This is a genomic window from Hyphococcus flavus (assembly GCF_028748065.1).
Lineage (GTDB): Bacteria > Pseudomonadota > Alphaproteobacteria > Caulobacterales > Parvularculaceae > Hyphococcus > Hyphococcus flavus.
Window position 1 is genome coordinate 1,666,851 of the sequence record NZ_CP118166.1, and the last position, 24,005, is coordinate 1,690,855.

Sequence of the window (24,005 nt, forward strand, 5' to 3'; positions counted from 1 at the left end):
ACTCTGGACCACGCCCTCAAGCCGGGCTAGGCGGTCTTTATGTCTCGTAGTCATCATCCCGATTTTGTCTACCGCCTCGCCAGCAGTGAGGAATGGTGCGCTGCGGAGGAAACCGGATTTGTACCAAAGCGCGATATTGATGAGCGTGATGGGTATTTCCATCTCTCCACGCGCGAACAGGTGCTGGACACGGCAAACCTGCATTTCAAGGATTCGACGAATTTGCTGGTGCTGGAAATTCCCCTGGCGGCAGTCTCGTCTGACGTAAAGTTCGAGCTGGCGCCAAAACGGGGCGAGTTTTTTCCACACCTTTATGCTGACTTAAAGCGAGAGCATGTTTCCGCCGCCATCAAGCTCGATAAGACCAGTGCCGGGTTTCAGTTTGGTGGGGCCCTATGAAACCGCCGATGCTTCTTGCGGACATCGGCTCCAAAGCAATGGGGCTTTTCGACGGCGAAACAGCGCATCGTTTGACTGTTCGGATGCTGAAGGCCGGGTTTGGGCCCAAAGCAGCACCGCAAGACTTCCTTTTGCCTACGCAGGTTGCTGGTATTGATTTTCCAAATCCACTGGGGCTGGCGGCTGGTTTCGACAAGAATGGGGAAGCACCGAACGCGGTTTTGGATCTTGGTTTTGGATTTGTTGAAATTGGCGCAGTCACGCCTCGTCCACAACCCGGCAATGATCGTCCGCGTGTGTTTCGGTTGCGCGCTGACGCAGCGGTAATCAACCGGTACGGTTTTAACAATGACGGTCTGGATGCTGTGGCCGCCCGTTTAAACTTGCGCGAAAGAGTTGGCGTGGTTGGCGCCAATCTCGGTGCGAACAAGGATAGCGAAGACCGTACGCAAGATTATGTTACGGGCATCAAGGGGCTTGCCGGTTTAGTTGATTTTTTCACGGTGAATATCTCTTCGCCCAATACGCCGGGCTTGCGAGCGCTTCAGGACAAGGCATCCCTAAGAGCATTGATGGTCAGGGTTCTATCAACACGTGACCGACATGCGCCTGGAATTCCGGTATTTCTGAAAATCGCACCGGATCTCACCGACGAAGACAAGGCAGACATAGCATCGATTGCGAACGACATTGAACTCGATTGTCTGATCGTCTCTAACACGACCATCACCCGTCCTGACACGCTCAGCAGTGCTGCCGCGAGCGAGACAGGCGGGTTGTCGGGCGCTCCGCTGTTTGCACCTTCGACGGCATTGTTAAGAGAATTTTATCGTGAGATCGGAACCAAGGTTCCACTGATCGGCGTGGGCGGCGTGTTCACTGCACGCGATACATACGAAAAGATCATATCCGGGGCGTCCCTAGTTCAACTATATACAGCACTAATTTACGACGGCCCTTCATTGCCCTCACGCATTCTGAGGGATCTTCCTCAATTTTTGAAAGCCGATGGATTTGAAACGATTTCACAAGCCGTTGGAGCTGGCGCGAACTAAGTTTCGAAAGTCTTTTTGATACGCGGCAACCATACTCCAAGTGCAACAGCGCGGATCAGAAAATAGATGGAAAACGCAGCCCATAGACCGTGATTGCCGAACGGGCCAGCCAACCAGAGTGAAGCCGGAATGAAAACGACTGTCGATAGGATGATCGCATCGCGCAGTTCCCGTGAACGAGTGGCGCCCACGAAAATGCCGTCCAGTTGAAACCCGGCCATGACAATAAGCGGACTGATGATGACCCACGGCATATAGGTTTGCATAGTTTCCCTTATCGGTCCTTCAGGCGTTAGGAGCGCCAATACCTGATCGCCCGCCAACCAGTAAAACGCCATGAATAATAACGCCGCCGCTAATGCCAATTCAAATGTACGGCGTACGGCGCTCTTGTAGATCGCAAGCCCGCGGGCCTTATCTTTTGCGCCCAGCGCCTGTCCCGCGAGCGTTTCAGCGGCTATAGCAGTTCCGTCGATGGCGAGGCCGGTGAATAAAAACAGCTGTAACAGCGCCTGATTTGCAGCCAGTGTGACGTCACCAAAGGCGCCGCCGCGTTGCACGAACCACGAAAATGAAAACGCAAGCAACAATGTGCGAATGAATATGTCGACATTGATGCTGATCGTTCGCTTGATGCGCGTCGCCATGAAAAATTCAGAAGGACGCCAATTGTTCCGAATGCCGCCATGCTTTTTCAAGGTGGTAAGGACAAAGAATGCAGTAGCGAAAAATCCTGCGACTTCAGCAATCAACGTGCCTGTTGCGACGCCGGCAGCGCCCCAGCCGAGACCGACGACGAACCAGTAATCGAGCAAGATATTAAGTGCAGTGATGAAAACGCTCGCCGCCATTAAATAGTCAGTGCGCCCGCGCGCTGTGAGCCAGCCAAAAGCGCAGTAAGACGCAAGAGCGAATGGCGCACCCCAAATGCGAATGTTGAAATATGTGCGGCCTGATGCGAGCGTTTCCGCGCTTGCTTCGGACCCTGTCCCCAAGAGCTGAAATGCGATTTGTCCGATAGGCCATTGCAGCAATACGAGAGCAATGCCGATGGCTCCCGCGATCATCACGCCCCGCGCTAAGGTTGCACGTGCTTCCGTTTCGTCTTCCGCGCCCACCGCCTGAGCCGTCAGGCCAGCGACGCTCATGCGCAGGAAACCAAAGGTCCAATAGGCGAGGGAAAAGATCACCGCGCCAAGACCGACAGCGGCGATATCGAGCGGTCGTGCCGATTGCGCCAGCGCCCACACATCGATCGCGCCGAGGAGCGGCGTTACGGACGCTGCGACGGACGCCGGCCAGGCGAGGCGGAATACCTTGCCGTACGAAACGGATATCTTTGCAGGGGTTGCTTGAGCGGCGGTCATGAAAGAGCCGGTTAGTCGGTTACACCGCTGGTGTCGAGCCGCCAATTCTGTTGAGCAGCTTGTATTCAGTCATCGAATGCGGCGACAATGGAAAAATGAATGCGAGCACTGCATGAGAGAAGACTGGAAAAACTGGCAATCGCCCCCCGGCGGCACCGGCAATGAATTTGATAACGCTGAAATCGGCGCGCTGGCCCATCTTTACCGCGGCGAGGTATATCGTTCCACGATCTGGCGCACGCGGCTGGATAACACGACCAACTGGTCAGTAGTGACGCTCGGCATCGCACTATCTGTGACATACGCTTCGCCAAACGCGTCGCCGCTGCCTTTGCTGCTTGTAGGCATTCTAATATCCATGTTTTTGATTCTGGAATCGCGCCGCTACCGGTTTTTCAATGTCTGGCGCGCGCGTTGTCGGTGGATTGAGACGAATTTTTATGCGCCGATGCTGTTTCGTTCATCACGTCCCGAGCCGGGCGAATGGCAGGATATTCTGGGTAAGGACTACCTGCTGCCGCAGTATCATATCGGCTTCTGGACTGCGATGGGCCGGCGGTTGCGCCGCAATTACATGTGGATATTCAGTTTTCAGGCGATGGCCTATGTCGGTAAAATCATTATCCATCCTGAACCGGTAGCTTCGTTCTCAGAATTTTTGAGTCGAATGTCAGTAGGGCCGTTCACCGGAGTTTATGTCTTTTTATTCGGCGTTCTCTTTCACGGCGCATGGATTGCTCTTGCTCTATGGACGTTCTGGACAGACAGGCAAAAGCATTCAAACAGAAATGGCGTTGGCGGCATGGGTTAGGCGTCTTCTACTTTCTGCAATGAGAATTCGCCGCCATCATTTTTCACAATACGGTAAAAACAGGATTTTCGTTTTGTGTGACAAGCCGGGCCGGTTTGTTCAACGATAAGTTCGATTGCATCCTGATCACAATCGGTGCGGATTTCAACAACGGTTTGCGTATTCCCTGAGGATGCACCCTTGCGCCAGAGTTCACTGCGCGACCGCGACCAGTACCAAGCTTCGCCGGTTTCTATAGTCTTGGCGAGTGCTTCAGCGTTCATATAGGCCAACATGAGAAGTTGGCCGGTTGCCTTGTCAGTCGCCACGACAGGGATCAGCCCATCCTGGTTAAAGAGTGGTGCAAAATCGGTTGTCTCCTCAGCAGACCCGCAAATGGCGTCGCGTGGTGTGAATGTGGTTTTGGTCATGGCGCTCAAGCTAGCAGTGGTGGGTGTGGAATACATCATGCAAATTGGCGGTGGATTATTGCGTGACAAGGCGGGGAAGGCTAGCAACGGGCAAGGATAGAGGGCCGATCTGATGCCGCTGACGATTTACGACACCATGGCGCGCGAAAAGCGTGTTTTCGAGCCCGCTGATCCGAAGCGGGTGACCATGTATGTCTGCGGTCCAACCGTCTATAATTACGCCCATATCGGCAATGCGCGCGCGGCGGTGGCGTTTGATCTGCTTTATCGCGTGCTGCGTTATCACTACGGCGATGGTCACGTGGTCTATGCTCGTAACATCACCGACATTGACGACAAAATCATCAAAGCCTCACAAGAAACCGGCGAGCCAATCAGTGCTATCACGAAGAAATTCGCCGACATCTATCGTGAGGATATGAGCGCCCTTGGCGTGCTTGCCCCGACTATTGAACCTGAAGCGACCGGCCATGTGGCGGAAATGGTCGCCATGATCGAAATGCTAATCCATAAAGGCGCTGCTTATGAAGCGGAAGGCCATGTGCTTTTCGCTGTCGATCAATATGAAAAATACGGCGCGCTCTCAGGTGTTGATCGCGACGAGATGATTGCCGGAGCTCGTGTTGAGGTTGCGCCCTACAAAAAAAGTCCGGCGGATTTTGTCTTGTGGAAACCCTCGAACGAAACAGAGCCTGGATGGGACAGTCCCTGGGGGCGCGGCCGGCCGGGCTGGCATACAGAGTGTTCGGTAATGATCGAAGCGAAACTCGGCCGCACAATCGATATCCACGGCGGCGGGCAAGATCTGCGCTTTCCTCATCACGAAAACGAAATCGCGCAAGCCGCGTGCGTCCATGAAGGTGCGCCGCTCGCGCGGTACTGGATGCATAACGGATTCCTACGTATGGGGAGCGACAAGATGTCGAAATCACTCGGCAATGTTGTGCTCGCCCATGACCTGTTGAAGGGGTGGCACGGTGAGATCTTGAGATGGGCGCTTCTTTCTGCGCATTACCGCCAGCCGCTTGAGTGGACAGAAGAGTTGCTGAAGCAGTCCAAAAAACAACTCGACCGTTTTTATCGGCTGCTTGAAGAAATCGAATTCACAAATGAAACCGGCGCGCCGCCGGAAAGTATCGTGCTGGCGCTTGGTGATGATTTGAATACGCCTGAGGCCTATGCGGGTCTGCATGAATTGCGGGACATCGCCAGTCAGATGGAAGATGAAGCGCGCGACAATGCGATAACTCGATTGCGCAATGCTGGACGGCTGCTTGGCTTCTTTTATGAAGACCCGGAGGTTTGGGCAGGTCGAAAAATTGCCGGAAAGGCCAGCATGACATTGGAGCCGTTTACATCGAAAGGAACTGGGGTAACCGGGCCTTCACCGAGGGAAATCGATGCACTGCTGATTGAACGCGCCGACGCACGCAAGGCGAAAAACTTCGCTCGAGCTGACGAGATTCGCGATCAGCTCACCGAGCAGGGTATTGTCATCGAAGACGGACCCGACGGCGCGACTTGGCGGAGGTCTTAGTCGCTATGCGATTGATTGAAGCCGTATTTCCCGCTGAAAAGAAAGATGACGTAAAAAGAGCTGTCGAGGAAAGCGAGCCTACCCATTTCAGATTCACAGAGGATAAGGAAGACGACTGCCTAGTCTTGCGGGCTTTTTTTATTGAGCATGGGGCTCAGTCTTTAGTCGATGAATTGCAGCACATTTGTGAATCGGATGAAAATTGGAGAATTCTCGTCTTGCCTGTCGAGGCGACAGCCCCTCAGCCAGAACAAGAGGAAGAGAAAAACGAAGAAGCAGAACGAAAGGAAAAGCGCGCGTTACGAGAAGAGATTTATGACGACGTGGCAAAGGGGGCGTCTTTAAACTCAGATTTCTTCGTGTTGACGTTAGCGTCAACGCTTGTGGCGGCGTTAGGCCTGCACGCGGATAATATAGCCGCTGTTATTGGAGCAATGGTGATTGCGCCGCTGTTGGGTCCGATTCTTGCTGTTTCCTTGGGTGTCGCTCTGGGTGATCGCAAGCTGCTAATAAGGTCCGGCAGAAATGCTATAGCAGGATTGTTCTTGGGGTTCGTTGTTGCAGCAGCAATGGGTGTGTTGCTAGGGGCGAACACTGACAGTCATGAACTAATGAATAGAACGGTAGCAGGGCTCGATTCCGTAGTTTTAGCTCTGGCGGCTGGCGTTGCTGCGGCGCTGTCAATCGTGACAGGTGTTTCTGCTGCGCTTGTTGGTGTCATGGTGGCTGTGGCTTTGCTGCCCCCGGCCGCAGCGGCAGGAATTTTCCTGGGCGCAGGTGAGATTGAGTATCTGGCGCGCTCGTTGCTGTTGCTGACAGTGAATGTTGTTTGCGTCATGCTCGCTGCGCAATGCGTCTATTTTTATAAGGGTGTGCGCCCAAGAACATGGTTAGAACAAAAACAAGCAGGACGCGCGCTGAAGATTAATTTGGTCATATTAATCGTCTTACTCTTAATCCTAATCTCAATAATTATTTTTGCTCCTGTTGGAACGATGCCGGAAGTGCAAAATTTATTACCAGTAGGCGAGCAATCATAACTGCTGAATAGTTGGTGGTTGGCTGGCTTCTGCCAGCCAACCATCGTTTAGATCACTTCTGTTTAAGCCTTCATCGCTGAAACGAGCTCGCCAATCGCAACTTCAAATTCCACGAGCTCAGAACGTAAGAAGGCGATAATATCCGAGGTCTCAGCAAATTCTGCTTCACCGACGTCTGCTCTGCGATCGCCGAGCTCGCTTTCCGCCCGGTCAAGTTCGGCACGCACTTCATTAAATGCAGACTGAACCGTCTCTTGCACTTGTTCGCTCGCTTCGCTCATGGCGACGGCGAGAATTTTCTTTGCGTCATCAGATTTTGCAGCTTCTGCCCGGGCGTCGCCGATTTCTCCGATAGCGTCACGAATCTCTGCGCGCGCTTCCTCAAACTCAGCGCGCATTTCAGCAACATCATCGTTATCCATTTCGATCAGGCGTTGGAGAAAGTCTTCGCTATCGAAATCAAAATTGAAGCCATTGACCGTGATGTTGTCGAGACCGGAAGCGCTGGCTGAAGGCGCGGCGCCTGCCACAGCGAACAAGGCGCCGCTTGCGATGAGCAGTGTTTTGGCGGACTTTAAAAAGCTGTTCTCAGAAGTTTTAATAAAAGACATGTCGGTTCCTTTTCTTTCCAGTTCGTAGTTGGCTTTTTATGAAGCCGTTGGTTTGAGAGCGCGCGGTTGTCTATTTTGTGCCCTTGGGGGCGTTTTAACGCTACGCAACTTTGGCTCGCCCTCGCGTGTTTTGGAATTTGATCGTGTAAGTTTGAAACCGCAACGGGACATTCGGTGAAGCGTTGGCCTCAGGCGGTAAAAGCTCTCTTTTTCGTGAACCTTGCGCTCTTTTCTTCGAAGCACAAAGCCACCAGATATCCGAGTAATCTCGTAAAACTTATGCCGCCATTGTACGGCGTTAATGCCCGAATCTGAGTTATCAGGTCACAGGGCCTGGAGGATTTTTATGATTACCATCAGAAAAAATGTTGACCGTGGCCACGCCAATCATGGTTGGCTGGATGCGCGCCACACATTCTCTTTCGCAAACTATTATCACCCCGACCATATGGGGTTTCGCAGCCTGCGGGTGATGAATGAAGACCGGATCAATCCGGGCGCGGGTTTTCCGACTCACCCTCATGATAATATGGAAATCATCACCTACGTACTTGAAGGTACGCTTGCACACCAGGACTCAACAGGAGGTGGCGGCGTGATTACGCCCGGTATAGTGCAGTATATGTCGGCCGGTACAGGCGTCACCCATTCTGAATTCAATGCATCGGACACAGAGCCAGTGCATCTTTATCAGATATGGATCACGCCCAACACGCGCGGCGCAGAACCGCGATATGAGGAACGCAAGATAGGCGATGCACGTCAGGGGGGGCTGGCGTTGATCGCTTCAAATGATGGTCGCAATGGCTCTTTCCAGATCAGGCAAGATGCCGACCTTTACGCCTCGCTGATCAAGGAGGATGAGCGCATCACGCATAACTTCAATACTGGCAGGGCCGGTTGGCTACAGGTTGCCCGTGGCGCCATTGAGTTGCCGGAGGGGTCAATCATGCAGGCTGGAGATGGCGCTAAGATTGAAAACGAGAACGCGATTTCATTCAAGGCGCTCGCAGACGCTGAAATCCTGCTCTTTGATTTGGCGTAAAAAGGCGCCACATAAGGCGTCATGCTGAGTGAGCTTTATACGAACGACCTGCTGGATGCGGCGGCGGCGATCCCGCCGGCGCGCCGGCTTGAAAACCCGCAGGCATCCGCGACGAAGGTTAGCCGCGTTTGTGGGTCGGAAGTGACGGTGGATTTATCGCTCGAAAACGGCGCTGTTTCGCAGATCGGTATGGAGGCCAGGGCTTGCGCACTTGGCCAAGCCTCGGCTTCCATACTTGCACGTAATATTATCGGTGTAACGCCGGATGAGCTTTATGCGCTGAGAGATCAAATGCGGGCGATGTTGAAAGGCGATGGCAAGCCGCCGATAGGTGAGCGCTGGCTTGACCTTGCCATGCTGCAGCCTATTCGCGACTACCCGCAACGGCATACGTCGACGCTGCTGGTTTTTGAAGCAGTCTGCGATTGTCTGGATCAAATTGCGAAAGCGGGCGGCTGAACGCCGCACCGGCTAAGCCCAGTCTTTGATGACCCTAACGTGTTTGTCATCTCCCGCCGCCTTGATGCGACTTAGATGATTTCTATGTCCTAAAAGAATCGAGCGGCCCGTTTCTCTCTCCCCCCGCCTAAGGGCCGCTTCAAGCGCCTCACGCTCCAGCCCCCGAGCGTGGGGCGCTATATTTCTGCATAAAATTATGCTGCGGCTTCCTGCGCCTCTGATGCGCCAATGCTTTCGGCAGCTTCTTCCAGAACCCACTGCTTAAAGGCTTTTACAGCCGCGGAAGATGACTTCGACGGCGGATGGACCACGTAGTATGAAAATTCCGTAGGCGTCGTAAGGTCAAACGGAATAACAAGCCGCGCAGCCTCAAGATCTGCGAGCGCCAGCGCCGCTTTGGCGAGCGCAACACCCTTGCCCGCCACTGCTGCCTCGATGACAAGGCTCGATTGATTGAACTTCAAACCTCTTTCGCCTTGCTTGTGGCAAACGCCAGCAGCTTTCAGCCACATGGGCCATGTCGGGCAACCGGGATCTTTTTCCGTCGAAGAGTCGTGAAGAAGCGTGTGGTGTTTCAAGTCTTCCGGCGTCTTCAGCGGCGTCTCGCCCGTAAGAAGCTGGGGGCTGCACACTGGCACGATTTTTTCCGCCATTAAGTGTTCGGTGACGAGCCCGTCATACTTGCCGCCGCCATAACGGATGGCGATATCGACGTCGTCTACGGCGAAATCAACGACGTTCATGTCGGCAGAGACCCAGACATCGATATCAGGATGGAGTTCCTGAAATTTGTCGAGGCGCGGCACCAGCCATTTGGAAGCAAAAGACGGCGCCACAGAAACGGTGAGCCGCCCGGCGTCCGCCTTCTTGGCGAGAATTTGTCCGGCCTCCGCCAGCTTATCGAAGCCCTCCCGAAGAATAGGCAGGCTCGCTTGTGCTTCATCGGTCAGGAGAAGCGCCCGCTTGTGACGGCGGAAGACAGGAGTTTGTAAAAAGTCCTCAAGCGCCTTGATTTGTTGGCTGACCGCTCCCGGGGTCACATGCAGTTCATCTGCTGCTTTAGTGAAACTTAAGTGCCTTGCGGCGGCTTCAAATACTCGCAACGCATTTAAAGGAGGTATCTGCTTCATTTTTAAGGCCCTCTCTCCAGAACAAAGCACAATTCAGTTTAGGTTTTCTATAGCTATGAAAAGAATCCGCAAGTCACTAATTCGTGAAATTAGCATCAGTAAACCTATTTTATAAGAAAAGTGCTATTTTAATACGGGTGCGAAGAATTCCTAACAAAGTACCCAGAAATATTAGTTTGTAGACAGTCTTAAGGCCACATAGCTTGTGTGCAGCATTAAAACCATCCCTTTCTACGCTCGAATTGAATTAGAAAAACTAAATGGAACAGTTCCCAGCCTATATTAGTCTCCGCAGCCGCCCGGTTTTGATCATTGGCGGCGGCCCCGGCGCGCTAGCGAAAGCGCGGCTAGTCCTGGCGGCTGGCGCGGATCTGACGGTCATTGCCCCGGAATTCGCCAGCGAGGTGCGTGAAGAACTTGATGCTCGCGCACGGCTGATCAAACGCGAGCCGGCGGTGGCCGATATCGAAGCCTCCGTAATCGTGTTTATCGCCGATGTTGACGAATCAGACGCAAGGCGTTGGGCGGATGTCGCCCGAATGGGCGGCGTGCTTCTCAACGTGGTGGACCGCCCTGAACTTTGCGATTTCACCACACCGTCAATTATTGATCGCGGCCAAGTGACTGTTTCAATCTCTACGAACGGAGCCGCGCCCGTGCTCGGCAAGAAGCTGCGCCAGAATATCGAGGCTTTGCTGCCCTCTCGATTAGGCGAACTTGCGGAGTTTGCGGCAAAGTATCGTGCGTCCGTTAGGGCGCGAATACCTGCCCAACAGCGACGAGCGTTCTGGGAAAAGTTTTTCGATAGTCCTATTGCGGCCCAGATTCTTTCTGGGGATGAATGGGGCGCCCATGAACAAATGCTGGCGCTTATTAATCGTTCGCAGACCGAGCAAGAAGTCGGCGTTGTGCATATTGTCGGCGCCGGGCCAGGCGATCCAGAATTACTGACTATCAAGGCATTGCGTTTGTTACAGCAGGCTGACGTCATTCTTTACGATCGTCTTGTCAGTGACGAAATTCTATCGCTGGCGCGCCGTGATGCTGAGCGCTTCTATGTTGGCAAAGCGAAATCAAATCATGCCGTTCCACAAGAGGAAATTGAAGCGCGCATGATTGCGTTCGCGCGCGAAGGAAAAATGGTTGTCCGTCTTAAAGGCGGCGATCCGTTCGTATTCGGTCGCGGCGGCGAGGAGCTCCAAGCGCTCCAAAACGCCTCCATCCCTTCCCATGTCTGCCCTGGCGTTACCGCCGCGACCGGATGCGCCGCCAGCGCCAATATGGCTTTAACCCATCGCGACTTCGCTCAAGCTGTGACTTTTGTGACCGGCCATGCAAAGGGCGAAGCCGATCCCGACCTTGATTGGCCGGCGCTATCGGCGCTCAAAAATACGCTCGTCGTTTACATGGGTGTTTCGAAAGCGGCGTTGATATCAGCGAAGTTAATTGAGCATGGGCGGGCGGCTTCGACGCCTGTCGCCGTCATCGAAAACGGCACGCGAAGCAACCAAAAAGTTCTTAAAGGAACGCTTTGCGAACTTGATGATCTGATCAAGGCGGGCGGCGTTAAAGGACCCGCGCTTCTTGTCGTCGGTGAAGTTGCGGCGCTTGCCGACGGTGAAACCCTGACAATGCTTAGCGGACAGGAAAGGCTGGTCGCATGAAGATCATAACTGCAAATCGTCTTGAAGACGGCGCCGTTGTTTATCTCGGTGACGACGATCGGTGGACATTAATGCAATCCGCGGCGGCGAAATTTTTCGATGCAGACATCAATCCTGTTCTCGCCGCCGTGCAATTGCGCGTGAAAGAAATCACCGATGCTTATCTTGTTGACGTAGACGATAATGGAGGCTTGGCGGGGCGCGAGACCTTGCGCGAATCTATCCGCCGCAAAGGACCAACAGTACGCGAAGACCTTGGTCGGACGGAGGTCTGAAAAATGGGCAAGCTCAGGATTTACGGTGATAAGCGCAGCGGAAACTGCCTGAAAGTCAAATGGACGGCGGAACATCTCGGCGTAGATTATGAATGGATCGATGTGGACGTACTATCCGGCACGACTCGCACCGAGGAATTTCTGGCGCTTAATCCCTCAGGGCAGGTTCCAGCCGTCATTCTTTCAGATGGACGCGTGTTGACGCAATCGAATGCGATCATTGTGTACCTCGCAGGTCTGAACAACAGCGCGCTCTTGCCTTCTGACCTTTATACACGTGCGAAAGTAGATGAGTGGCTGTTCTGGGAACAATATTCTCATGAGCCATGCATCGCCGTGCGCCGATTTCAAAAGTCCTTCCTTGGGAAAGCCGATGAAGAACTCGACCCGCAATTGCTGACAAAGGGCCGCCGTGCGCTTGGTCAGATGGAACTGGCTTTGCAAGGCGCGAACTACCTTGTGGGTGATGTGCTGACGGTCGCTGATATTGCGCTAGTCGCGTATACGCGCGTCGCCCATGAGGGCGGTTTTGAACTCTCCGAATTTCCAGCGATTCGCCAGTGGGTGGCGCGGGTCGAACGCGATCTTCTCATTGATCAAGTGGAGGCCGCGTAATGTATCGGTACGATGAATTTGACGCGACTCTGGTCGCCGAGCGTGTCGCGCAGTTTCGCGGCCAGGTAGGACGGCGCCTTTCCGGTGAATTGACTGAAGACCAGTTCAAGCCATTGCGGTTAATGAACGGTCTATATTTGCAGCTTCATGCTTACATGCTTCGCGTCGCGATCCCCTACGGAACATTTTCGTCAAAACAAATGCGCAAACTGGCCTATGTGGCGCGTAAATATGATCGTGGCTACGGCCATTTCACAACGCGTCAGAATATTCAGTATAACTGGCCTGCGCTGGTCGATGTGCCCGATTTGCTTGATGATCTCGCCGAAGCCGAGATGCATGCGATCCAGACGTCCGGCAATTGCATACGCAATGTAACCTCGGACCAATATGCTGGCGCCGCAGTGGATGAAGTCGAGGATCCGCGCCCATATGCAGAGATGATCCGTCAGTGGTCGACATTTCACCCGGAGTTTTCATTCCTCCCACGCAAGTTCAAGATTGCCGTGACAGCGTCAGAACATGATCGGGCGGCGGTGAAGGTCCATGACATCGGCTTGCGCCTTTATAAGAACAGCAGCGGAAAAACCGGATTTGAAGTGATTGTCGGCGGCGGTCTTGGGCGCACGCCTTATGTCGGCCATACGATCCGCGAATTCCTGCCGAAGCAACATCTGCTTTCTTATCTCGAAGCGATCCTGCGGGTTTATAACCTGCAGGGGCGCCGCGACAATCTTTACAAGGCGCGTATTAAAATTCTTGTCAACGCTGAAGGTGCGGAAAATTTTTCACAGCTCGTAGAAGACGAGTGGTCGCAAATAAAAGACTCGGGCGTTGATTTACCGCCTGAGGAAATGAAACGAATAAACGCTTATTTCTCACCACCCAGCTTTGAAGCATTGCCGGACACAAGCGAAGCGCTTGAAGCGAAAAAGCTTGAGAATTCTGATTTTGCGCGTTGGGTGCGAACCAATACGTCCGCCCATAAAATCCCCGGTTACGCCATCGTAAACATATCTTTGAAGCCAATCGGCGGTGTGCCTGGCGACATCACCGATGTGCAGATGGAAACTGTCGCCAACATTGCCGAAGAATTTTCTTTCGACGAAATCCGAGCGACTCACGAACAAAATCTTGTGCTGCCGCATATCAAAAAAGACGATCTTTTTAAGGTCTGGTTGCAGCTAATGGCGGCCGAACTAGCAACCGCAAATATCGGTCTTGTGAGTGATATCATCGCCTGCCCGGGGCTTGACTACTGCACCTTGGCGAACACGCGTTCGATTCCAATCGCGCAGCGAATTTCCGAACGCTTCGCCGATCTCGACAGACAGGAAGAAATGGGTGAGCTGAAGATTAAAATCTCAGGCTGCATCAACGCTTGCGGGCACCACCATGTCGGTCATATCGGCATTCTCGGCGTCGATAAGAAAGGCGAGGAGTTTTATCAAATTACGCTCGGTGGTTCCGGTGCTGAAGATGCATCGTTAGGCGAGATCGCGGGGCGAGGCCTTTCATCGGACCAAGTTGTCGATGCCGTCGAGAAGCTGGTCGGCGTTTATCGGGAGAAGCGTCAAGAAAAGGAACGATTTCTCGATACATATCGCCGTCTTGGCGCGAAACCATTCAAGGAGGCGCTTTATGAAGCTGCTTAAGCTTAACCATGATCGCTTAACCCCTGCACTAGAGGAACCGCTTGAGGAGGTCACTCTCGACGAGTGGCGTGAGAATCCGCAGGGTCATGCAGATGCAACAGCGCTGCTGATTAGTAACGACACATCGCTTGCTGACATAAAGTGTGACCTTCACGGGTTCAGCGTCATTATTCTCGGTTTTCCATCCTTCAAAGATGGACGTGCATACTCACAAGCCAGGCTTTTGCGTGAACGATACGGCTATACAGGTGAGATCAGGGCGCGCGGCGATATCTTGCGTGATCAGCTTTTGTTCATGGTCCGCTGTGGCATAAACGCGTTTGAAGTTGCTGGCTCAGATGTGGCCAGCGCAGAAGCCTCATTGAAAGACTTTTCTTTCGCTTATCAACAGGCGGCCGATGGCCAAGAACCCGTCTGGCGCTGCCGTGTTGCGCAGGCGGCAGCCGCGTAAAGGTATTGTATTCATGAGTGTTATCGCCGCAGCGTCAAATACAGCGCGCGCACTAGCGCCATTTGCCAATGACGATCTCGAAGCAAGAGCTCGCCGGTTGGCCATGAAATACTCCGGTGGCGATGCGCTTGAGATTTTACGCGTCGCTATCAAGGAAGAGTTCCCGGGGCGTATTGCTCTTGTTTCTTCTTTTGGCGCGGAGTCAGCGGCGCTCTTGCATCTAGTGTCGCAAGTAGACAAATCAGTTCCCGTAATATTCCTCGAAACCGGCAAGCACTTTGCGCAGACAATTAGCTATCGAAAGAGGCTGGCGGAAAAGCTAGGCCTGACAGATGTGCGTAATATTCGTCCTAATGAAACTGTGCTGCAAGCGCGCGATCCTGCCGGGGATTTGTGGAAACGCGATGCAGACGCCTGTTGCACGCTGCGAAAGGTTGAACCGCTCACGCCTGCGTTGGAAGAATTCGACGCGTGGATTACTGGCCGCAAACAGTTTCATGGCGGCGGGCGCGTTAACCTGCCGGCGTTTGAAGCTTCGGCTACGCATATCAAGGTCAATCCGCTGATCAGGTGGTCAAGGATAGATATCAACGCCTATTTCGAAAAAAATGACCTGCCGGCGCACCCGCTGACGGCGCAGGGCTATCCTTCGATCGGTTGTTGGCCATGCACCCACCCGGCAGCATCAGGCGACGACATACGCGCGGGCCGCTGGCGCGGCGCCGCAAAAACCGAATGCGGTATCCATGGGCGAGCGCCTACTCAGGCTGTCAGTTAACTACAAACGGCTCGAGGTGGGTCGGAATTATAACGCGTGATTCTGGAGATATCGTTTTAACTTTATCTCTAAAGGGAAGTAGTTTCTCACGCACATTTTCCTCTTGTGAAAAGCTGTAAGGCAGCGTGAAGCTGTCCCAATGCGTAGGAATGATAGTCTTTGGGCGACCTGTCGATTCGACAAGACGCTCGTCATAGTTATAAAGCCCCAGCCTGGAACCGTTTATTCCGGCCAATAATACATCTGGATTAAGGCCTTCCATCTCTCGTTCAATAAAGTTCATTGAGCCCATAGTAAGGACGGTATGGCTGTCAAAGCGGGCCAAAAACATCAACGACCCACCCTCTATAAATTGATTTAGGCGCAAGGGAGCGTCCAACTTTGTGTCGCGGTCGTAACGCCTTGAGTCGAAATAATGCTTTTCATTGAGGGCTGAGTGAATGGACGGCACTACTCGAATGGAAAAATTTTCAAACTGATAGTCCTCTCCTCCGCCTACAGGGTATAGTTGCTCGTCTGGAATTCCATATGCCTTTAGAATTTGAATCGTGGTTTCGGTGCCAATAACTTTAGCACCTGTTTTTGACGCGATGTAAGGTACGTCTCCCAAGTGATCAAAGTGGGAATGGTGAACCAGAATAAAGTCCGCCTTTGTGATTGTCTGATCGATTAAAGCTTCATCAGAAACGGCAATGTCGTTTCGCGCAAAGGCGCGGCGGGTGTCGGCGGTATCGCCACGATCTGTATATTTTAATCTTGAGATGTAAGGGTCCACCAACACCACAACCTGACCATCAGAAATTTCCCAACCTGCGGCCCCAAAATATGTAAATTGCAACTCGCCATCCGCAAGCTGGTTGCTCTGTGCAGTAGCTGCTGACGTTACTAGCAGCATGCAGGTTAGCGCAGCAAGACGTTGTATTATTTTATGTGTATTCATGCTCATGCCCTTAATCACGCACTTCTACAATCATCTCAATTTCAACTGCCTGGCCTCTTGGTAATGAAGCCATGCCAACGGCTGCACGAGCGTGCCGGCCGCGATCACCAAATACTTCAACAATCAAATCCGAAAAGCCATTGATGACGGCTGGTTGATCAACGAACGAGGGGTCAGAATTGACCATGCCTAAAACTTTCACGACTTGAGTGACTTTATCCAGGTCGCCTAGCATTTCCTTTAACACTGCAAGCTGATTAATTGCAGTTAGCCGTGCACCCTCATAGCCTTCTTCAATTGTCAGGTCCGCGCCAAGTTTCCCCCTAAGCTCGGTGCCATCTGCGCGTTTTGGGCCTTTGCCGGCGAGGAAAATCAAGTTTCCAGTTCTAACACCATTGACATAATTCGCGACAGGCTCTGGCGGTTTGGGGAGGGTTATATTCAAGTCCTCCAGCCTCGCTTCGGGATCATAGATGTCCGTAGCCATTGTAGTTTCGTCAGCAAATGACATTTGCGGCGTGGCAATGGTGAAAAGCACTGAAAGGATGCTGAAAAAGGCTATTCTTTTTGTTCGCATAACGAAGATTCCTTGTTTTGTGGGCCGGTCCTTAGCCATGGGCGTTTAAAAATGTAGCGATGGCGTCACATGCCGCCGGTTCGCTCATAGTTGGCGCATGCCCCACTTGGGGGACGGCCACATAGTCAAATGACGGATGGACGCCGCGCATCTTCTCAATGATTTTCTCTGAAAGAAGATCGCTTATGCCGCCCCGTACAATTAAAGTTGGCGTATCTTTAAGGCTTTCAAAAGCTGGCCAGAGGTCAGGGGCCGCCCCTACTTCAGCCAGCGCCCGGGCAATATTCGGGTCGTAATTCAAAATCCATTCACCGCGATCAGTTTTCCGGAAAGTTCGGCGCGCGAATGTCCGCCAGAATTCTTGATCCTTGCCTGGAAAGGCAACTTCGTTGATGGCGCGAATACGCTCGATGGCTTCCTCAAGGTTGGCGGCTGGTCCTTTTGTAACGCCGACATAGCCAGCTATGCGAGTGAGACCTTCTTGCGCAAGCTCTGGACCGACGTCGTTAATGATCGCGGCTTTGACTCGTTTAGGGGTCGCCACATTCGTCAGCATCGTAACGATGCCGCCCAGCGACGTGCCGACAAAGATTGCCTCTTTGAGGCCAAGCGTATCGAGCGCCTTCAATATATCATCGCGATAGGTGAGGGGATGATAATTGCGATAGTTCGGATCATAGTCCGACTCAGCGCGCCCGCGCAGAGAGACGGCAATGACATCATGACCTAGTGATGCAATCTGCGGGGCTAGCTCCTCAAAATCGCGTGCATTTCGCGTCAATCCTGGGATGCATAACACAGGAGTTTTGTCACCACCCTCATAACGCTGGCCGCGCATGATCAAGCCATCGCCGACCGGAATTTCAACGGATTGTGTTTCTTGCATCGCGCCCTCAGATAAAAATAACGCGGACCAGCTTAACGCCGGCCCGCGCATCACGCCAGTCTGCGGGGGAGAGAGAGGGTGCAGACCCGCGATTCTAGTTTAGCGCTGCTTCACCTGTGAGCACCGCAGCCGCCGCATGAACGGAAGCGGCGATGCGAAGCGCTGTTTGCACTTGATCCGTAGAGAGCCCGCCCTTGCGAACAACTTTGTCGTGCGAATCGAGGCACATGCCGCAACCATTGACGGCTGAAACGGCGAGAGACCAAAGCTCGAAATCAACTTTGTCGACGCCGGGATTACCGATGACGTTCATGCGCAGTTTCGCTGGGAGCGTTGAATAGGTCTTTTCCGACATCAGGTGCGTGGCTCGATAGTAAATGTTGTTCATGCCCATGATCGCCGCTGCAGCCTTGGCGGCTGTGACTGCCTCTGGCGACAATTTGTCTTCAACTTCGGCCGATACCGCCTTGATTACGTCCGCATTACCGGAGGCGAGAGCGGAAGCCAGAAACGAACCCCATTTTTGCTGATCTGAGAGCGTCGTTTCAGATGCCAGCGTGCCGAGATTGAGGCGAATGTCTTTTGCGTAGTCAGGGATCTGATCGCGGAGAGCGTCGATGCTCATGAATTATCTCCTTTATGGATACAAAAAGGGCGCGGCGGCGCATTAATTAACCGCGCGCGCCCATGTTTTCGTTACGTTAAAGCGTGTCGCCGCCAATCGGACGGTTGCACGGGCAAAGCTCATCCGTCTGTAGCGCATCTAGAACGCGCAACGTATCTTGAGGGTTACGACCAACATTAAGACCGTTTACATAAACATGCTGGATGACGTTGTGCGGATCGACGACGTACGTTGCGCGAAGCGCTACGCCTTCAGGCGCGCGAATACCAAGTCCGTCAATCAGCGATCCAGTCGTATCGGCAAATTGCCATGCCGGGTGCTTGTCGAGATCCGGATGATCACGGCGCCATGCAAGTTTGCAGAACTCGTTGTCAGAACTACCGCCCATGACGACGGCGTCACGATCTTCGAACTCTTTTGCAAGCCGGCCAAACTCGGCAATTTCAGTCGGGCAAACGAAAGTAAAATCTTTTGGATAGAAGTATATAACTTTCCATTTGCCGGAAAAGCTGTCCTGCGTAATGTCTTCGAACGCAGAATTGCCGTTTTCCTCGTGAGCGTTAAAGCCCGGCTTGACGCCTACTACAGAAAAATCGGGAAGCTTATCGCCGACGCCTAACATGCGTATCTCCTTTAAGGTGTATGTGAATCTCTGGCGTTCTTTATCGAACGCAATGCATACATAGCGCTCTTGGAAAATTAATCAAATAGATTATATTTCTGAATAATATCGACTATATCGATCAGAAAAAGGCCAGCAAAATGACCCCCTTACCGACTTTGCGCCAGCTGCAGTTTTTTATGGCGCTGGTGCGCCGAGAATCCTTTTCCAAGGCGGCTGAGGACTGCCTCGTCTCCCAATCGACCCTCTCGTCAGCGATAAAGGAAATGGAAGCGTTGATGGCGCAACAGCTGGTGGATCGCTCAACGCGCGCTTTTGCATTGACGCCTGCTGGCGAAGAAGTGGCGAAGCGCGCGCCGGCGCTTCTCGCCGGTGCCGAAGACCTTGTCAGGTCAGCCAGCGGTCGCAATCCGCTCGAAGGTCCGTTTACCCTTGGCATTATTCCGACTATCGCGCCCTTCATGCTGCCTCGCGCCGCAAAAGCACTCAAGAAGGCATATCCGAAACTGCAACTCTATTTGCGAGAGGATTTGACCGCGACACTGGCCGAGCGTTTGGCAGCCGGCCTTATCGATGCCGCTATTCTGGCGTTCCCATATGACCTGCCGGGTCTCGATTCTTTCGAGTTTAGCGACGATCCTTTTTGGTTCGCGTGCGCTAATGATCATCCGCTAGCTGATAAAAAGTCTTTGCGACGAGACGATATAAAGGGATGCGAACTGCTGCTTCTTGAGGACGGGCATTGTTTGCGCGAACATGCAATCGATGCATGTGAATTGCGGGATCGAGATGCGGCGGCATCTTTTGGCGGCACAAGCCTGTTTACTTTAGCGCAAATGGCCAAGTCTGGTCTTGGCGCCACCTTGTTGCCCGATATGGCGGTGCGGGAAGGATTGGCGAAAAGCACGGGACTAAAAGTTATTCCATTTACCAAGCCCGTACCTTCGCGAAAAATTGGCATTGCCTGGCGGCGCGGTTCAGGACGTCGGGAAGAAGCAGAGGCTTTGGCGGAAACGATAAAGACAGCTCTGAACTAAGTGCTCTTAATAATCAGCCTACAGGTGAATGTTTCAACTCGGCAATGTCACCCTTGTCCGACATCATAATGGCGATAGGTCGCGTTGACTGAAATTGCGTTAAGACGAGCATAACGGTCACCGTAATCGGCACGCTTAACAGCAGACCTGCAAAGCCCCAGATCGAACCCCAGACGCCAAGTGAGAAAAGAATAACCAGCGGGCTTAAGTTCAAAGAGCGCCCAACAATGCGCGGCTCAATGCCATTAGACATTATCTGTTCGGCGCCTATCAAACTGACCGCTGCAATGGCCGCCATCCTGACGCCGCCGCCATCGGGCTGCACAAGGGACAACAGAACAGGCAATGTGATGGCGGATGCGGCGCCAAAAATCGGAATGTAGTTTAATACGAAAATCAGCAACGCCCAGAAACCGGCAAACTGAACGCCAATGATCAGCATAATGATGTAGCTGATGCTGGCGGTCACGAGATTGGACATGGTTTTGACGGTTATATACTGGCGAACAAGCACGCCGATATCCGCGATGGTTTCATTGATAACCCGACGCTCGCTCTCGTCAGCGCCAAGAAGGCTTATTTTTTTGAATATCTTGCCTCGTTCAATCAGCATAAAAACGAGATAGAGAAAAACAGTAATGAATGTCAGGAAGTTCGACGTGATTGATCGCAAACTGCCAGCTACCTGTGAGAGAAGAGGGCGGATAAGGTCGAGCGCAGATTGCTGAATCTGTGCAACGCTACCGAGCAATTCCTGCGGCAGAAAATCCATGGTGCGGAAAAAAGCGATGAGGTCGCTGGCAAGCCCCCTAAGCCTCTGCTCGTAACTTGGCCAGGCGTTCAGAAGGGTCTCGACATTCGACCTGATGATTTCGACAAACAGAACCATGCCTGCGCCGATCAGTGCGAACGCGAACATATAGCCGACCCAGTCAGGCATGTACCTGCCGACCACGGGAATACGGCGTACGTTTTCCTTTAGGGTGAAAATCAGAAAACATAGGAAAACCGCCACGACGAATGGGATGATCACGCTGCGCCCGATATAGGCGATAAAGCCGATGAGCACGGCGATCGCCAGGCCGTAAAAGGTCCTGGCCATGCTTTGACCTGACTCCTGCGCCATCAACATCCTCCAACTGCTTCCCGGCGGTTAAAGCGATTTGTTATTTCGCGCCAGAGGATGGGCAAGTTCTGAACCCTAGCGCTTTCCCTCGAGCCAAAGCACGGCTAGGAGAGCGCGCATGTTCATAGAAGATATAGAGTGGCGGGATCCGGTCTCGGCGTTTGCTCCATTGGCGGGCGAGCCTTACGCTCATTTGCTGCATGGGGGTCAGCTTTCCAGCACAGCCGATTGGACGGTTATCGCCGCTTTCCCGTCTGAAGTTATTGAGCCAGGGGCTGGCTCTGGGAATCTGTTTCAAAAAATCGACAAAGTATTAGAGCAACGTAAAACGGCGCCCAAACCAACTGTGGCGAGGCTGCCTTTCATCTCGGGTATTTTGGGTCTTGTCGGCTATGAGACCGCCAGTATTTTTGAACCGACGCTAAGTCTCCCGCCATCGCCATATGGTTTCCCAGAACTATCCTTGGGCATCTATGATGCGGCTGCATTGTTCTCGCGTAGGGAAAAAAGCGCTTATGTTGCGGGCGTCAGTAAAACGGCGTGTCAGCGATTGGCTGATAGCCTGGGCGAATCGTCGCTCACTCACGTCGCTGCCCTACCGCAGTTTCTGGCGCAAAATTCAAACTTTACGCGAGATGCCTATATGGCTGCGGTTTCCGGGGTTATCGAAAATATACTTGATGGAGACTACTATCAGGCGAACATTTCACAGCGGATAGAATGTGTTGGAACTGAAAGCATAAAAGCGTTTAAGCTGTTTCAGAAACTCGCGTCTCAAAGCGACGCCGCTTTCAGCGCGCTGTTACAGCTTCCAAACGGTTCGATTGTTTCAAATTCTCCAGAACGGTTTTTTCAAATCACTCATGCTAAAAATGACGAGCGAAATATTCTGACAGAACCGGTTAAAGGCACGCGGCCGCGCGGCCAGACGCTACGCCAAGATGAGCGATACGCTCAAGAATTATTGGATGATCCGAAAGATCGAGCTGAAAACATAATGATCGCCGATCTATTGCGGAATGATCTGTCTAAAATTTGCATAGATGGGACGATAAGTGAGGATGCAATCTGTGATCTCATGAGTCTCACGAACGTGCATCACCTTGTTTCCAGGATCAGCGGTGCGCTCAGACCTGATGTTTCTTTCTCTGATGTATTCGCGGCCCTGTTTCCTTGCGGTTCCATTACAGGGGCCCCGAAACTTGAAGCGATGAAGGCTATTGCTAGAGTGGAACGAGTTGGTCGCGGCCCTTACTGCGGCGCAATTGGATATATGGATGATCGGGGCAACGCTGATTTCGCGGTCGCTATTCGCACGCTTATGGTTGAGGGTGGCAAAGTCACGATCCCTGTCGGCGGCGGCGTCACGTTGCGGTCGGATCCGGTGGAAGAATATAAGGAAACCTTGGTCAAAGCTAAAAGCATGCTTGCGGCGTTAGGTTTCAGTGAAAATATGACACTGTGATTCTCATCATCGATAATTACGACTCGTTCGTCCACAATCTGGCTCGATATGTGCGTGAGCTTGGATTCGATACAACTGTGCTGCGCGACGATGCAATCACTGTAAAAGAATGCCTCGCCATGAAGCCTGACGGCGTGATTATTTCTCCTGGGCCAAAACGTCCAACTGATACCCACTTGTCGCTTAAACTCCTGGAGGCGCTTAACCCGGAAACGCCATTGCTTGGCGTATGCCTGGGGCACCAATGCCTGATCGAGGCTTGTGGAGGTGATACATTGAGATCACGCTATCCATTGCATGGTGAAGCCAGTGAGATCCGTCATGATGGCGCCGGCATTTTCAAAGGCCTTCCATCACCGATGCTGGCTGGGAGGTATCATTCATTAATCGGCGTTCCGCACACTCAGAGTCCCTTGGTGGCGACCGCTTCTAGTAGTGACGGAGAATTGATGGCGGTTGCGCACCCAGAACGGCCATGGTTTGGAGTTCAGTTTCATCCCGAGTCTTTACTCACGCCTGAAGGAAAGGCGTTAATATCGAACTTTCTAGATTTCTGTAAGAATTGAGTTTGCTCATGGCGTATTGGCTAAATGGTGCGGTTCACCGAGATCAGGAAAAATTTCATATCGCAGATAGAGGTTTCTTGCTCGGCGATGGTCTTTTTGAAACTCTGCGCGTGATCAAGGGCAAACCCATTTTTTTGAAACAACATCTTGAGCGGCTGCGAGCGAGCGCGCTGGCGTTAAAGCTGTCTGTTCCCTACGACGATATTGAAATTTTAAGCGCTATTGCCTCATTGGTTTCTTACAATAATTTTGACGACAAGGAAGCATCGATAAGAATTACGCTTACTCGCGGTGTAGGAAGGCGGGGGCTTGCGCTCCCGGTCACCCCGGCGCCATTACTGCTGATTACTTGTAGTGAACTTAAGCCACAGAATAGCGCCTACGCTCGTTTGATGGTTAGCCGCTATCGTAGATCCGAGCACAGCGTTACGTCTCATCATAAAACATTAAACTATCTCGACAACGTCATGGCGAAAGCTGAAGCTGCAGAGAAAAATGCTGATGAAGCGATCATGCTCAACAGCGAAGGCAGAATTGCTTGCGCAGCAGCCGCCAACATCTTTTCTATTAGCAATGAAGGAACTTTGCTGACGCCAGCCTTAGGAGAAGGCGCTCTGAGGGGCGTCACGAGAGCAGTTCTGCTTCGTTGCACGCGTCAGTTGGGAATTGACGTGATTGAGACAAAACTCTCGGTTTCCGATCTGAACGGATGCGACATATTTTTGACGAATAGCCTCATAGGGATACTCCCAGGAAGGCTTGACGCATCACCTGAAAAAACAATTCGGCAAGACGTTATGAGTGGTCTCAAATCGTGTTATGAGGCCGAGGTGAATCGAGAATTATGTGGCGAGTAGGG

The 24,005-nt window shown here is 52.6% G+C and carries 27 protein-coding genes; 17 read left to right on the top strand and 10 right to left on the bottom strand.

Annotation, left to right across the window (positions count from 1 at the left end; all coding sequences use genetic code 11):
• Positions 1 to 39: 39 nt before the first annotated feature.
• Together PUV54_RS08125 and PUV54_RS08130 are read left to right on the top strand one after the other, a co-directional pair.
• On the top strand, positions 40 to 399 hold the full coding sequence (locus tag PUV54_RS08125) for a DUF952 domain-containing protein (protein ID WP_274495129.1): 360 nt from the start codon (positions 40 to 42) through the stop codon (positions 397 to 399).
• Positions 396 to 1,454, top strand: coding sequence for a quinone-dependent dihydroorotate dehydrogenase (locus PUV54_RS08130; RefSeq protein ID WP_274495130.1), 1,059 nt, complete (start codon positions 396 to 398; stop codon positions 1,452 to 1,454). The genes PUV54_RS08125 and PUV54_RS08130 overlap by 4 nt, the downstream gene beginning before the upstream one ends.
• On the opposite strand, the gene PUV54_RS08135 is transcribed toward PUV54_RS08130, so the two are convergent.
• Positions 1,451 to 2,821: an MATE family efflux transporter gene (locus tag PUV54_RS08135; RefSeq protein WP_274495131.1), complete on the bottom strand. Its 1,371-nt coding sequence runs from the start codon at positions 2,819 to 2,821 to the stop codon at positions 1,451 to 1,453. The two genes, PUV54_RS08130 and PUV54_RS08135, sit on opposite strands and share 4 nt — an antisense overlap.
• 112 nt (positions 2,822 to 2,933) lie before the next feature.
• On the opposite strand from PUV54_RS08135, the gene PUV54_RS08140 reads away from it, so the two are divergent.
• On the top strand, positions 2,934 to 3,632 hold the full coding sequence (locus tag PUV54_RS08140) for a DUF2270 domain-containing protein (RefSeq protein WP_274495132.1): 699 nt from the start codon (positions 2,934 to 2,936) through the stop codon (positions 3,630 to 3,632).
• Here PUV54_RS08140 and hisI read toward each other — a convergent pair.
• Positions 3,629 to 4,042, bottom strand: a complete 414-nt coding sequence (gene hisI, locus PUV54_RS08145) for a phosphoribosyl-AMP cyclohydrolase (RefSeq protein ID WP_274495133.1) — start codon at positions 4,040 to 4,042, stop codon at positions 3,629 to 3,631. The two genes, PUV54_RS08140 and hisI, sit on opposite strands and share 4 nt — an antisense overlap.
• A gap of 112 nt (positions 4,043 to 4,154) precedes the next feature.
• On the opposite strand from hisI, the gene cysS reads away from it, so the two are divergent.
• Together cysS and PUV54_RS08155 are read left to right on the top strand one after the other, a co-directional pair.
• A complete protein-coding gene (cysS, locus tag PUV54_RS08150) occupies positions 4,155 to 5,579 on the top strand; it encodes a cysteine--tRNA ligase (protein WP_274495134.1) in 1,425 nt (474 codons plus the stop codon).
• A gap of 5 nt (positions 5,580 to 5,584) precedes the next feature.
• Entirely contained in the window at positions 5,585 to 6,619 is a 1,035-nt protein-coding gene (locus PUV54_RS08155; protein WP_274495135.1) for a TIGR00341 family protein, read from the top strand.
• 62 nt (positions 6,620 to 6,681) lie between these two features.
• Here the strand turns inward: PUV54_RS08155 and PUV54_RS08160 are convergent, their stop codons facing one another.
• Positions 6,682 to 7,230, bottom strand: coding sequence for a hypothetical protein (locus PUV54_RS08160; RefSeq protein ID WP_274495136.1), 549 nt, complete (start codon positions 7,228 to 7,230; stop codon positions 6,682 to 6,684).
• A gap of 346 nt (positions 7,231 to 7,576) precedes the next feature.
• Here PUV54_RS08160 and PUV54_RS08165 point away from each other — a divergent pair, with 346 nt between their 5' ends.
• Together PUV54_RS08165 and PUV54_RS08170 are read left to right on the top strand one after the other, a co-directional pair.
• Positions 7,577 to 8,275: a pirin family protein gene (locus PUV54_RS08165; RefSeq protein WP_274495137.1), complete on the top strand. Its 699-nt coding sequence runs from the start codon at positions 7,577 to 7,579 to the stop codon at positions 8,273 to 8,275.
• Between the two features lie 21 nt (positions 8,276 to 8,296).
• Positions 8,297 to 8,734: an iron-sulfur cluster assembly scaffold protein gene (locus PUV54_RS08170; protein ID WP_274495138.1), complete on the top strand. Its 438-nt coding sequence runs from the start codon at positions 8,297 to 8,299 to the stop codon at positions 8,732 to 8,734.
• Positions 8,735 to 8,928: 194 nt separating this feature from the next.
• Here PUV54_RS08170 and gcvA read toward each other — a convergent pair whose 3' ends face one another.
• Positions 8,929 to 9,864, bottom strand: a complete 936-nt coding sequence (gene gcvA / locus PUV54_RS08175) for a transcriptional regulator GcvA (RefSeq protein WP_274495139.1) — start codon at positions 9,862 to 9,864, stop codon at positions 8,929 to 8,931.
• Positions 9,865 to 10,124: 260 nt separating this feature from the next.
• Here gcvA and cysG point away from each other — a divergent pair, with 260 nt between their 5' ends.
• Genes cysG through PUV54_RS08205 form a run of 6 tightly spaced genes read left to right on the top strand, consistent with a single transcriptional unit; the run spans position 10,125 to position 15,302 of the window.
• Entirely contained in the window at positions 10,125 to 11,528 is a 1,404-nt protein-coding gene (gene cysG, locus PUV54_RS08180) for a siroheme synthase CysG (protein ID WP_274495140.1), read from the top strand.
• Complete coding sequence (locus PUV54_RS08185) at positions 11,525 to 11,803, top strand: DUF2849 domain-containing protein (RefSeq protein ID WP_274495141.1); 279 nt, start codon at positions 11,525 to 11,527, stop codon at positions 11,801 to 11,803. The genes cysG and PUV54_RS08185 overlap by 4 nt, the downstream gene beginning before the upstream one ends.
• Before the next feature lie 3 nt (positions 11,804 to 11,806).
• A complete protein-coding gene (locus tag PUV54_RS08190) occupies positions 11,807 to 12,418 on the top strand; it encodes a glutathione S-transferase family protein (protein ID WP_274495142.1) in 612 nt (203 codons plus the stop codon).
• The gene (locus PUV54_RS08195) at positions 12,418 to 14,073 is read left to right on the top strand and encodes a nitrite/sulfite reductase (RefSeq protein WP_274495143.1); all 1,656 of its coding nucleotides are present in this window, start codon (positions 12,418 to 12,420) and stop codon (positions 14,071 to 14,073) included. The genes PUV54_RS08190 and PUV54_RS08195 overlap by 1 nt, the downstream gene beginning before the upstream one ends.
• The gene (locus PUV54_RS08200) at positions 14,060 to 14,524 is read left to right on the top strand and encodes a DUF934 domain-containing protein (RefSeq protein ID WP_274495145.1); all 465 of its coding nucleotides are present in this window, start codon (positions 14,060 to 14,062) and stop codon (positions 14,522 to 14,524) included. The genes PUV54_RS08195 and PUV54_RS08200 overlap by 14 nt, the downstream gene beginning before the upstream one ends.
• 13 nt (positions 14,525 to 14,537) lie before the next feature.
• Positions 14,538 to 15,302, top strand: coding sequence for a phosphoadenylyl-sulfate reductase (locus PUV54_RS08205; protein WP_274495146.1), 765 nt, complete (start codon positions 14,538 to 14,540; stop codon positions 15,300 to 15,302).
• Here PUV54_RS08205 and PUV54_RS08210 read toward each other — a convergent pair.
• The 5 genes from PUV54_RS08210 to PUV54_RS08230 all read right to left on the bottom strand — a co-directional run bounded on the left by PUV54_RS08210 (position 15,295) and on the right by PUV54_RS08230 (position 18,952).
• Positions 15,295 to 16,242 carry an MBL fold metallo-hydrolase gene (locus PUV54_RS08210; protein WP_274495148.1) on the bottom strand — a complete coding sequence of 316 codons (948 nt, stop codon included), beginning with the start codon at positions 16,240 to 16,242 and terminating at the stop codon, positions 15,295 to 15,297. The two genes, PUV54_RS08205 and PUV54_RS08210, sit on opposite strands and share 8 nt — an antisense overlap.
• 10 nt (positions 16,243 to 16,252) lie before the next feature.
• Complete coding sequence (locus tag PUV54_RS08215; protein WP_420797949.1) at positions 16,253 to 16,753, bottom strand: RidA family protein; 501 nt, start codon at positions 16,751 to 16,753, stop codon at positions 16,253 to 16,255.
• Positions 16,754 to 16,850: 97 nt separating this feature from the next.
• On the bottom strand, positions 16,851 to 17,705 hold the full coding sequence (locus PUV54_RS08220) for an alpha/beta fold hydrolase (RefSeq protein ID WP_274495150.1): 855 nt from the start codon (positions 17,703 to 17,705) through the stop codon (positions 16,851 to 16,853).
• Between the two features lie 94 nt (positions 17,706 to 17,799).
• Complete coding sequence (ahpD, locus tag PUV54_RS08225; RefSeq protein ID WP_274495152.1) at positions 17,800 to 18,330, bottom strand: alkylhydroperoxidase, AhpD family; 531 nt, start codon at positions 18,328 to 18,330, stop codon at positions 17,800 to 17,802.
• A gap of 76 nt (positions 18,331 to 18,406) precedes the next feature.
• Positions 18,407 to 18,952: a peroxiredoxin gene (locus PUV54_RS08230; protein WP_274495153.1), complete on the bottom strand. Its 546-nt coding sequence runs from the start codon at positions 18,950 to 18,952 to the stop codon at positions 18,407 to 18,409.
• Positions 18,953 to 19,092: 140 nt separating this feature from the next.
• On the opposite strand from PUV54_RS08230, the gene PUV54_RS08235 reads away from it, so the two are divergent.
• Positions 19,093 to 19,989: a hydrogen peroxide-inducible genes activator gene (locus PUV54_RS08235; protein ID WP_274495154.1), complete on the top strand. Its 897-nt coding sequence runs from the start codon at positions 19,093 to 19,095 to the stop codon at positions 19,987 to 19,989.
• 13 nt (positions 19,990 to 20,002) lie between these two features.
• Here PUV54_RS08235 and PUV54_RS08240 read toward each other — a convergent pair whose 3' ends face one another.
• Positions 20,003 to 21,091, bottom strand: coding sequence for an AI-2E family transporter (locus PUV54_RS08240; RefSeq protein ID WP_274495155.1), 1,089 nt, complete (start codon positions 21,089 to 21,091; stop codon positions 20,003 to 20,005).
• 142 nt (positions 21,092 to 21,233) lie between these two features.
• Between PUV54_RS08240 and PUV54_RS08245 the strand changes: the two genes are divergently transcribed.
• The 3 genes from PUV54_RS08245 to PUV54_RS08255 are packed head-to-tail and all read left to right on the top strand — an operon-like array spanning position 21,234 to position 24,003.
• Complete coding sequence (locus PUV54_RS08245; protein ID WP_274495156.1) at positions 21,234 to 22,580, top strand: anthranilate synthase component I family protein; 1,347 nt, start codon at positions 21,234 to 21,236, stop codon at positions 22,578 to 22,580.
• The gene (locus tag PUV54_RS08250; protein ID WP_274495157.1) at positions 22,577 to 23,146 is read left to right on the top strand and encodes an anthranilate synthase component II; all 570 of its coding nucleotides are present in this window, start codon (positions 22,577 to 22,579) and stop codon (positions 23,144 to 23,146) included. The genes PUV54_RS08245 and PUV54_RS08250 overlap by 4 nt, the downstream gene beginning before the upstream one ends.
• A gap of 8 nt (positions 23,147 to 23,154) precedes the next feature.
• A complete protein-coding gene (locus PUV54_RS08255) occupies positions 23,155 to 24,003 on the top strand; it encodes an aminotransferase class IV (protein ID WP_274495158.1) in 849 nt (282 codons plus the stop codon).
• Positions 24,004 to 24,005: the final 2 nt, after the last annotated feature.

Bases quoted from the DNA above. Each gene is read 5' to 3' on its own strand.
- PUV54_RS08125 (WP_274495129.1), top strand. From the start codon at position 40: ATGTCTCGTAGTCATCATCCCGATTTTGTCTACCGCCTCGCCAGCAGT.
- PUV54_RS08130 (WP_274495130.1), top strand. From the start codon at position 396: ATGAAACCGCCGATGCTTCTTGCGGACATCGGCTCCAAAGCAATGGGG.
- PUV54_RS08135 (WP_274495131.1), bottom strand. From the start codon at position 2,821: ATGACCGCCGCTCAAGCAACCCCTGCAAAGATATCCGTTTCGTACGGC.
- PUV54_RS08140 (WP_274495132.1), top strand. From the start codon at position 2,934: ATGAGAGAAGACTGGAAAAACTGGCAATCGCCCCCCGGCGGCACCGGC.
- hisI (WP_274495133.1), bottom strand. From the start codon at position 4,042: ATGACCAAAACCACATTCACACCACGCGACGCCATTTGCGGGTCTGCT.
- cysS (WP_274495134.1), top strand. From the start codon at position 4,155: ATGCCGCTGACGATTTACGACACCATGGCGCGCGAAAAGCGTGTTTTC.
- PUV54_RS08155 (WP_274495135.1), top strand. From the start codon at position 5,585: ATGCGATTGATTGAAGCCGTATTTCCCGCTGAAAAGAAAGATGACGTA.
- PUV54_RS08160 (WP_274495136.1), bottom strand. From the start codon at position 7,230: ATGTCTTTTATTAAAACTTCTGAGAACAGCTTTTTAAAGTCCGCCAAA.
- PUV54_RS08165 (WP_274495137.1), top strand. From the start codon at position 7,577: ATGATTACCATCAGAAAAAATGTTGACCGTGGCCACGCCAATCATGGT.
- PUV54_RS08170 (WP_274495138.1), top strand. From the start codon at position 8,297: ATGCTGAGTGAGCTTTATACGAACGACCTGCTGGATGCGGCGGCGGCG.
- gcvA (WP_274495139.1), bottom strand. From the start codon at position 9,864: ATGAAGCAGATACCTCCTTTAAATGCGTTGCGAGTATTTGAAGCCGCC.
- cysG (WP_274495140.1), top strand. From the start codon at position 10,125: ATGGAACAGTTCCCAGCCTATATTAGTCTCCGCAGCCGCCCGGTTTTG.
- PUV54_RS08185 (WP_274495141.1), top strand. From the start codon at position 11,525: ATGAAGATCATAACTGCAAATCGTCTTGAAGACGGCGCCGTTGTTTAT.
- PUV54_RS08190 (WP_274495142.1), top strand. From the start codon at position 11,807: ATGGGCAAGCTCAGGATTTACGGTGATAAGCGCAGCGGAAACTGCCTG.
- PUV54_RS08195 (WP_274495143.1), top strand. From the start codon at position 12,418: ATGTATCGGTACGATGAATTTGACGCGACTCTGGTCGCCGAGCGTGTC.
- PUV54_RS08200 (WP_274495145.1), top strand. From the start codon at position 14,060: ATGAAGCTGCTTAAGCTTAACCATGATCGCTTAACCCCTGCACTAGAG.
- PUV54_RS08205 (WP_274495146.1), top strand. From the start codon at position 14,538: ATGAGTGTTATCGCCGCAGCGTCAAATACAGCGCGCGCACTAGCGCCA.
- PUV54_RS08210 (WP_274495148.1), bottom strand. From the start codon at position 16,242: ATGAATACACATAAAATAATACAACGTCTTGCTGCGCTAACCTGCATG.
- PUV54_RS08215 (WP_420797949.1), bottom strand. From the start codon at position 16,753: ATGTCATTTGCTGACGAAACTACAATGGCTACGGACATCTATGATCCC.
- PUV54_RS08220 (WP_274495150.1), bottom strand. From the start codon at position 17,705: ATGCAAGAAACACAATCCGTTGAAATTCCGGTCGGCGATGGCTTGATC.
- ahpD (WP_274495152.1), bottom strand. From the start codon at position 18,330: ATGAGCATCGACGCTCTCCGCGATCAGATCCCTGACTACGCAAAAGAC.
- PUV54_RS08230 (WP_274495153.1), bottom strand. From the start codon at position 18,952: ATGTTAGGCGTCGGCGATAAGCTTCCCGATTTTTCTGTAGTAGGCGTC.
- PUV54_RS08235 (WP_274495154.1), top strand. From the start codon at position 19,093: ATGACCCCCTTACCGACTTTGCGCCAGCTGCAGTTTTTTATGGCGCTG.
- PUV54_RS08240 (WP_274495155.1), bottom strand. From the start codon at position 21,091: ATGGCCAGGACCTTTTACGGCCTGGCGATCGCCGTGCTCATCGGCTTT.
- PUV54_RS08245 (WP_274495156.1), top strand. From the start codon at position 21,234: ATGTTCATAGAAGATATAGAGTGGCGGGATCCGGTCTCGGCGTTTGCT.
- PUV54_RS08255 (WP_274495158.1), top strand. From the start codon at position 23,155: ATGGCGTATTGGCTAAATGGTGCGGTTCACCGAGATCAGGAAAAATTT.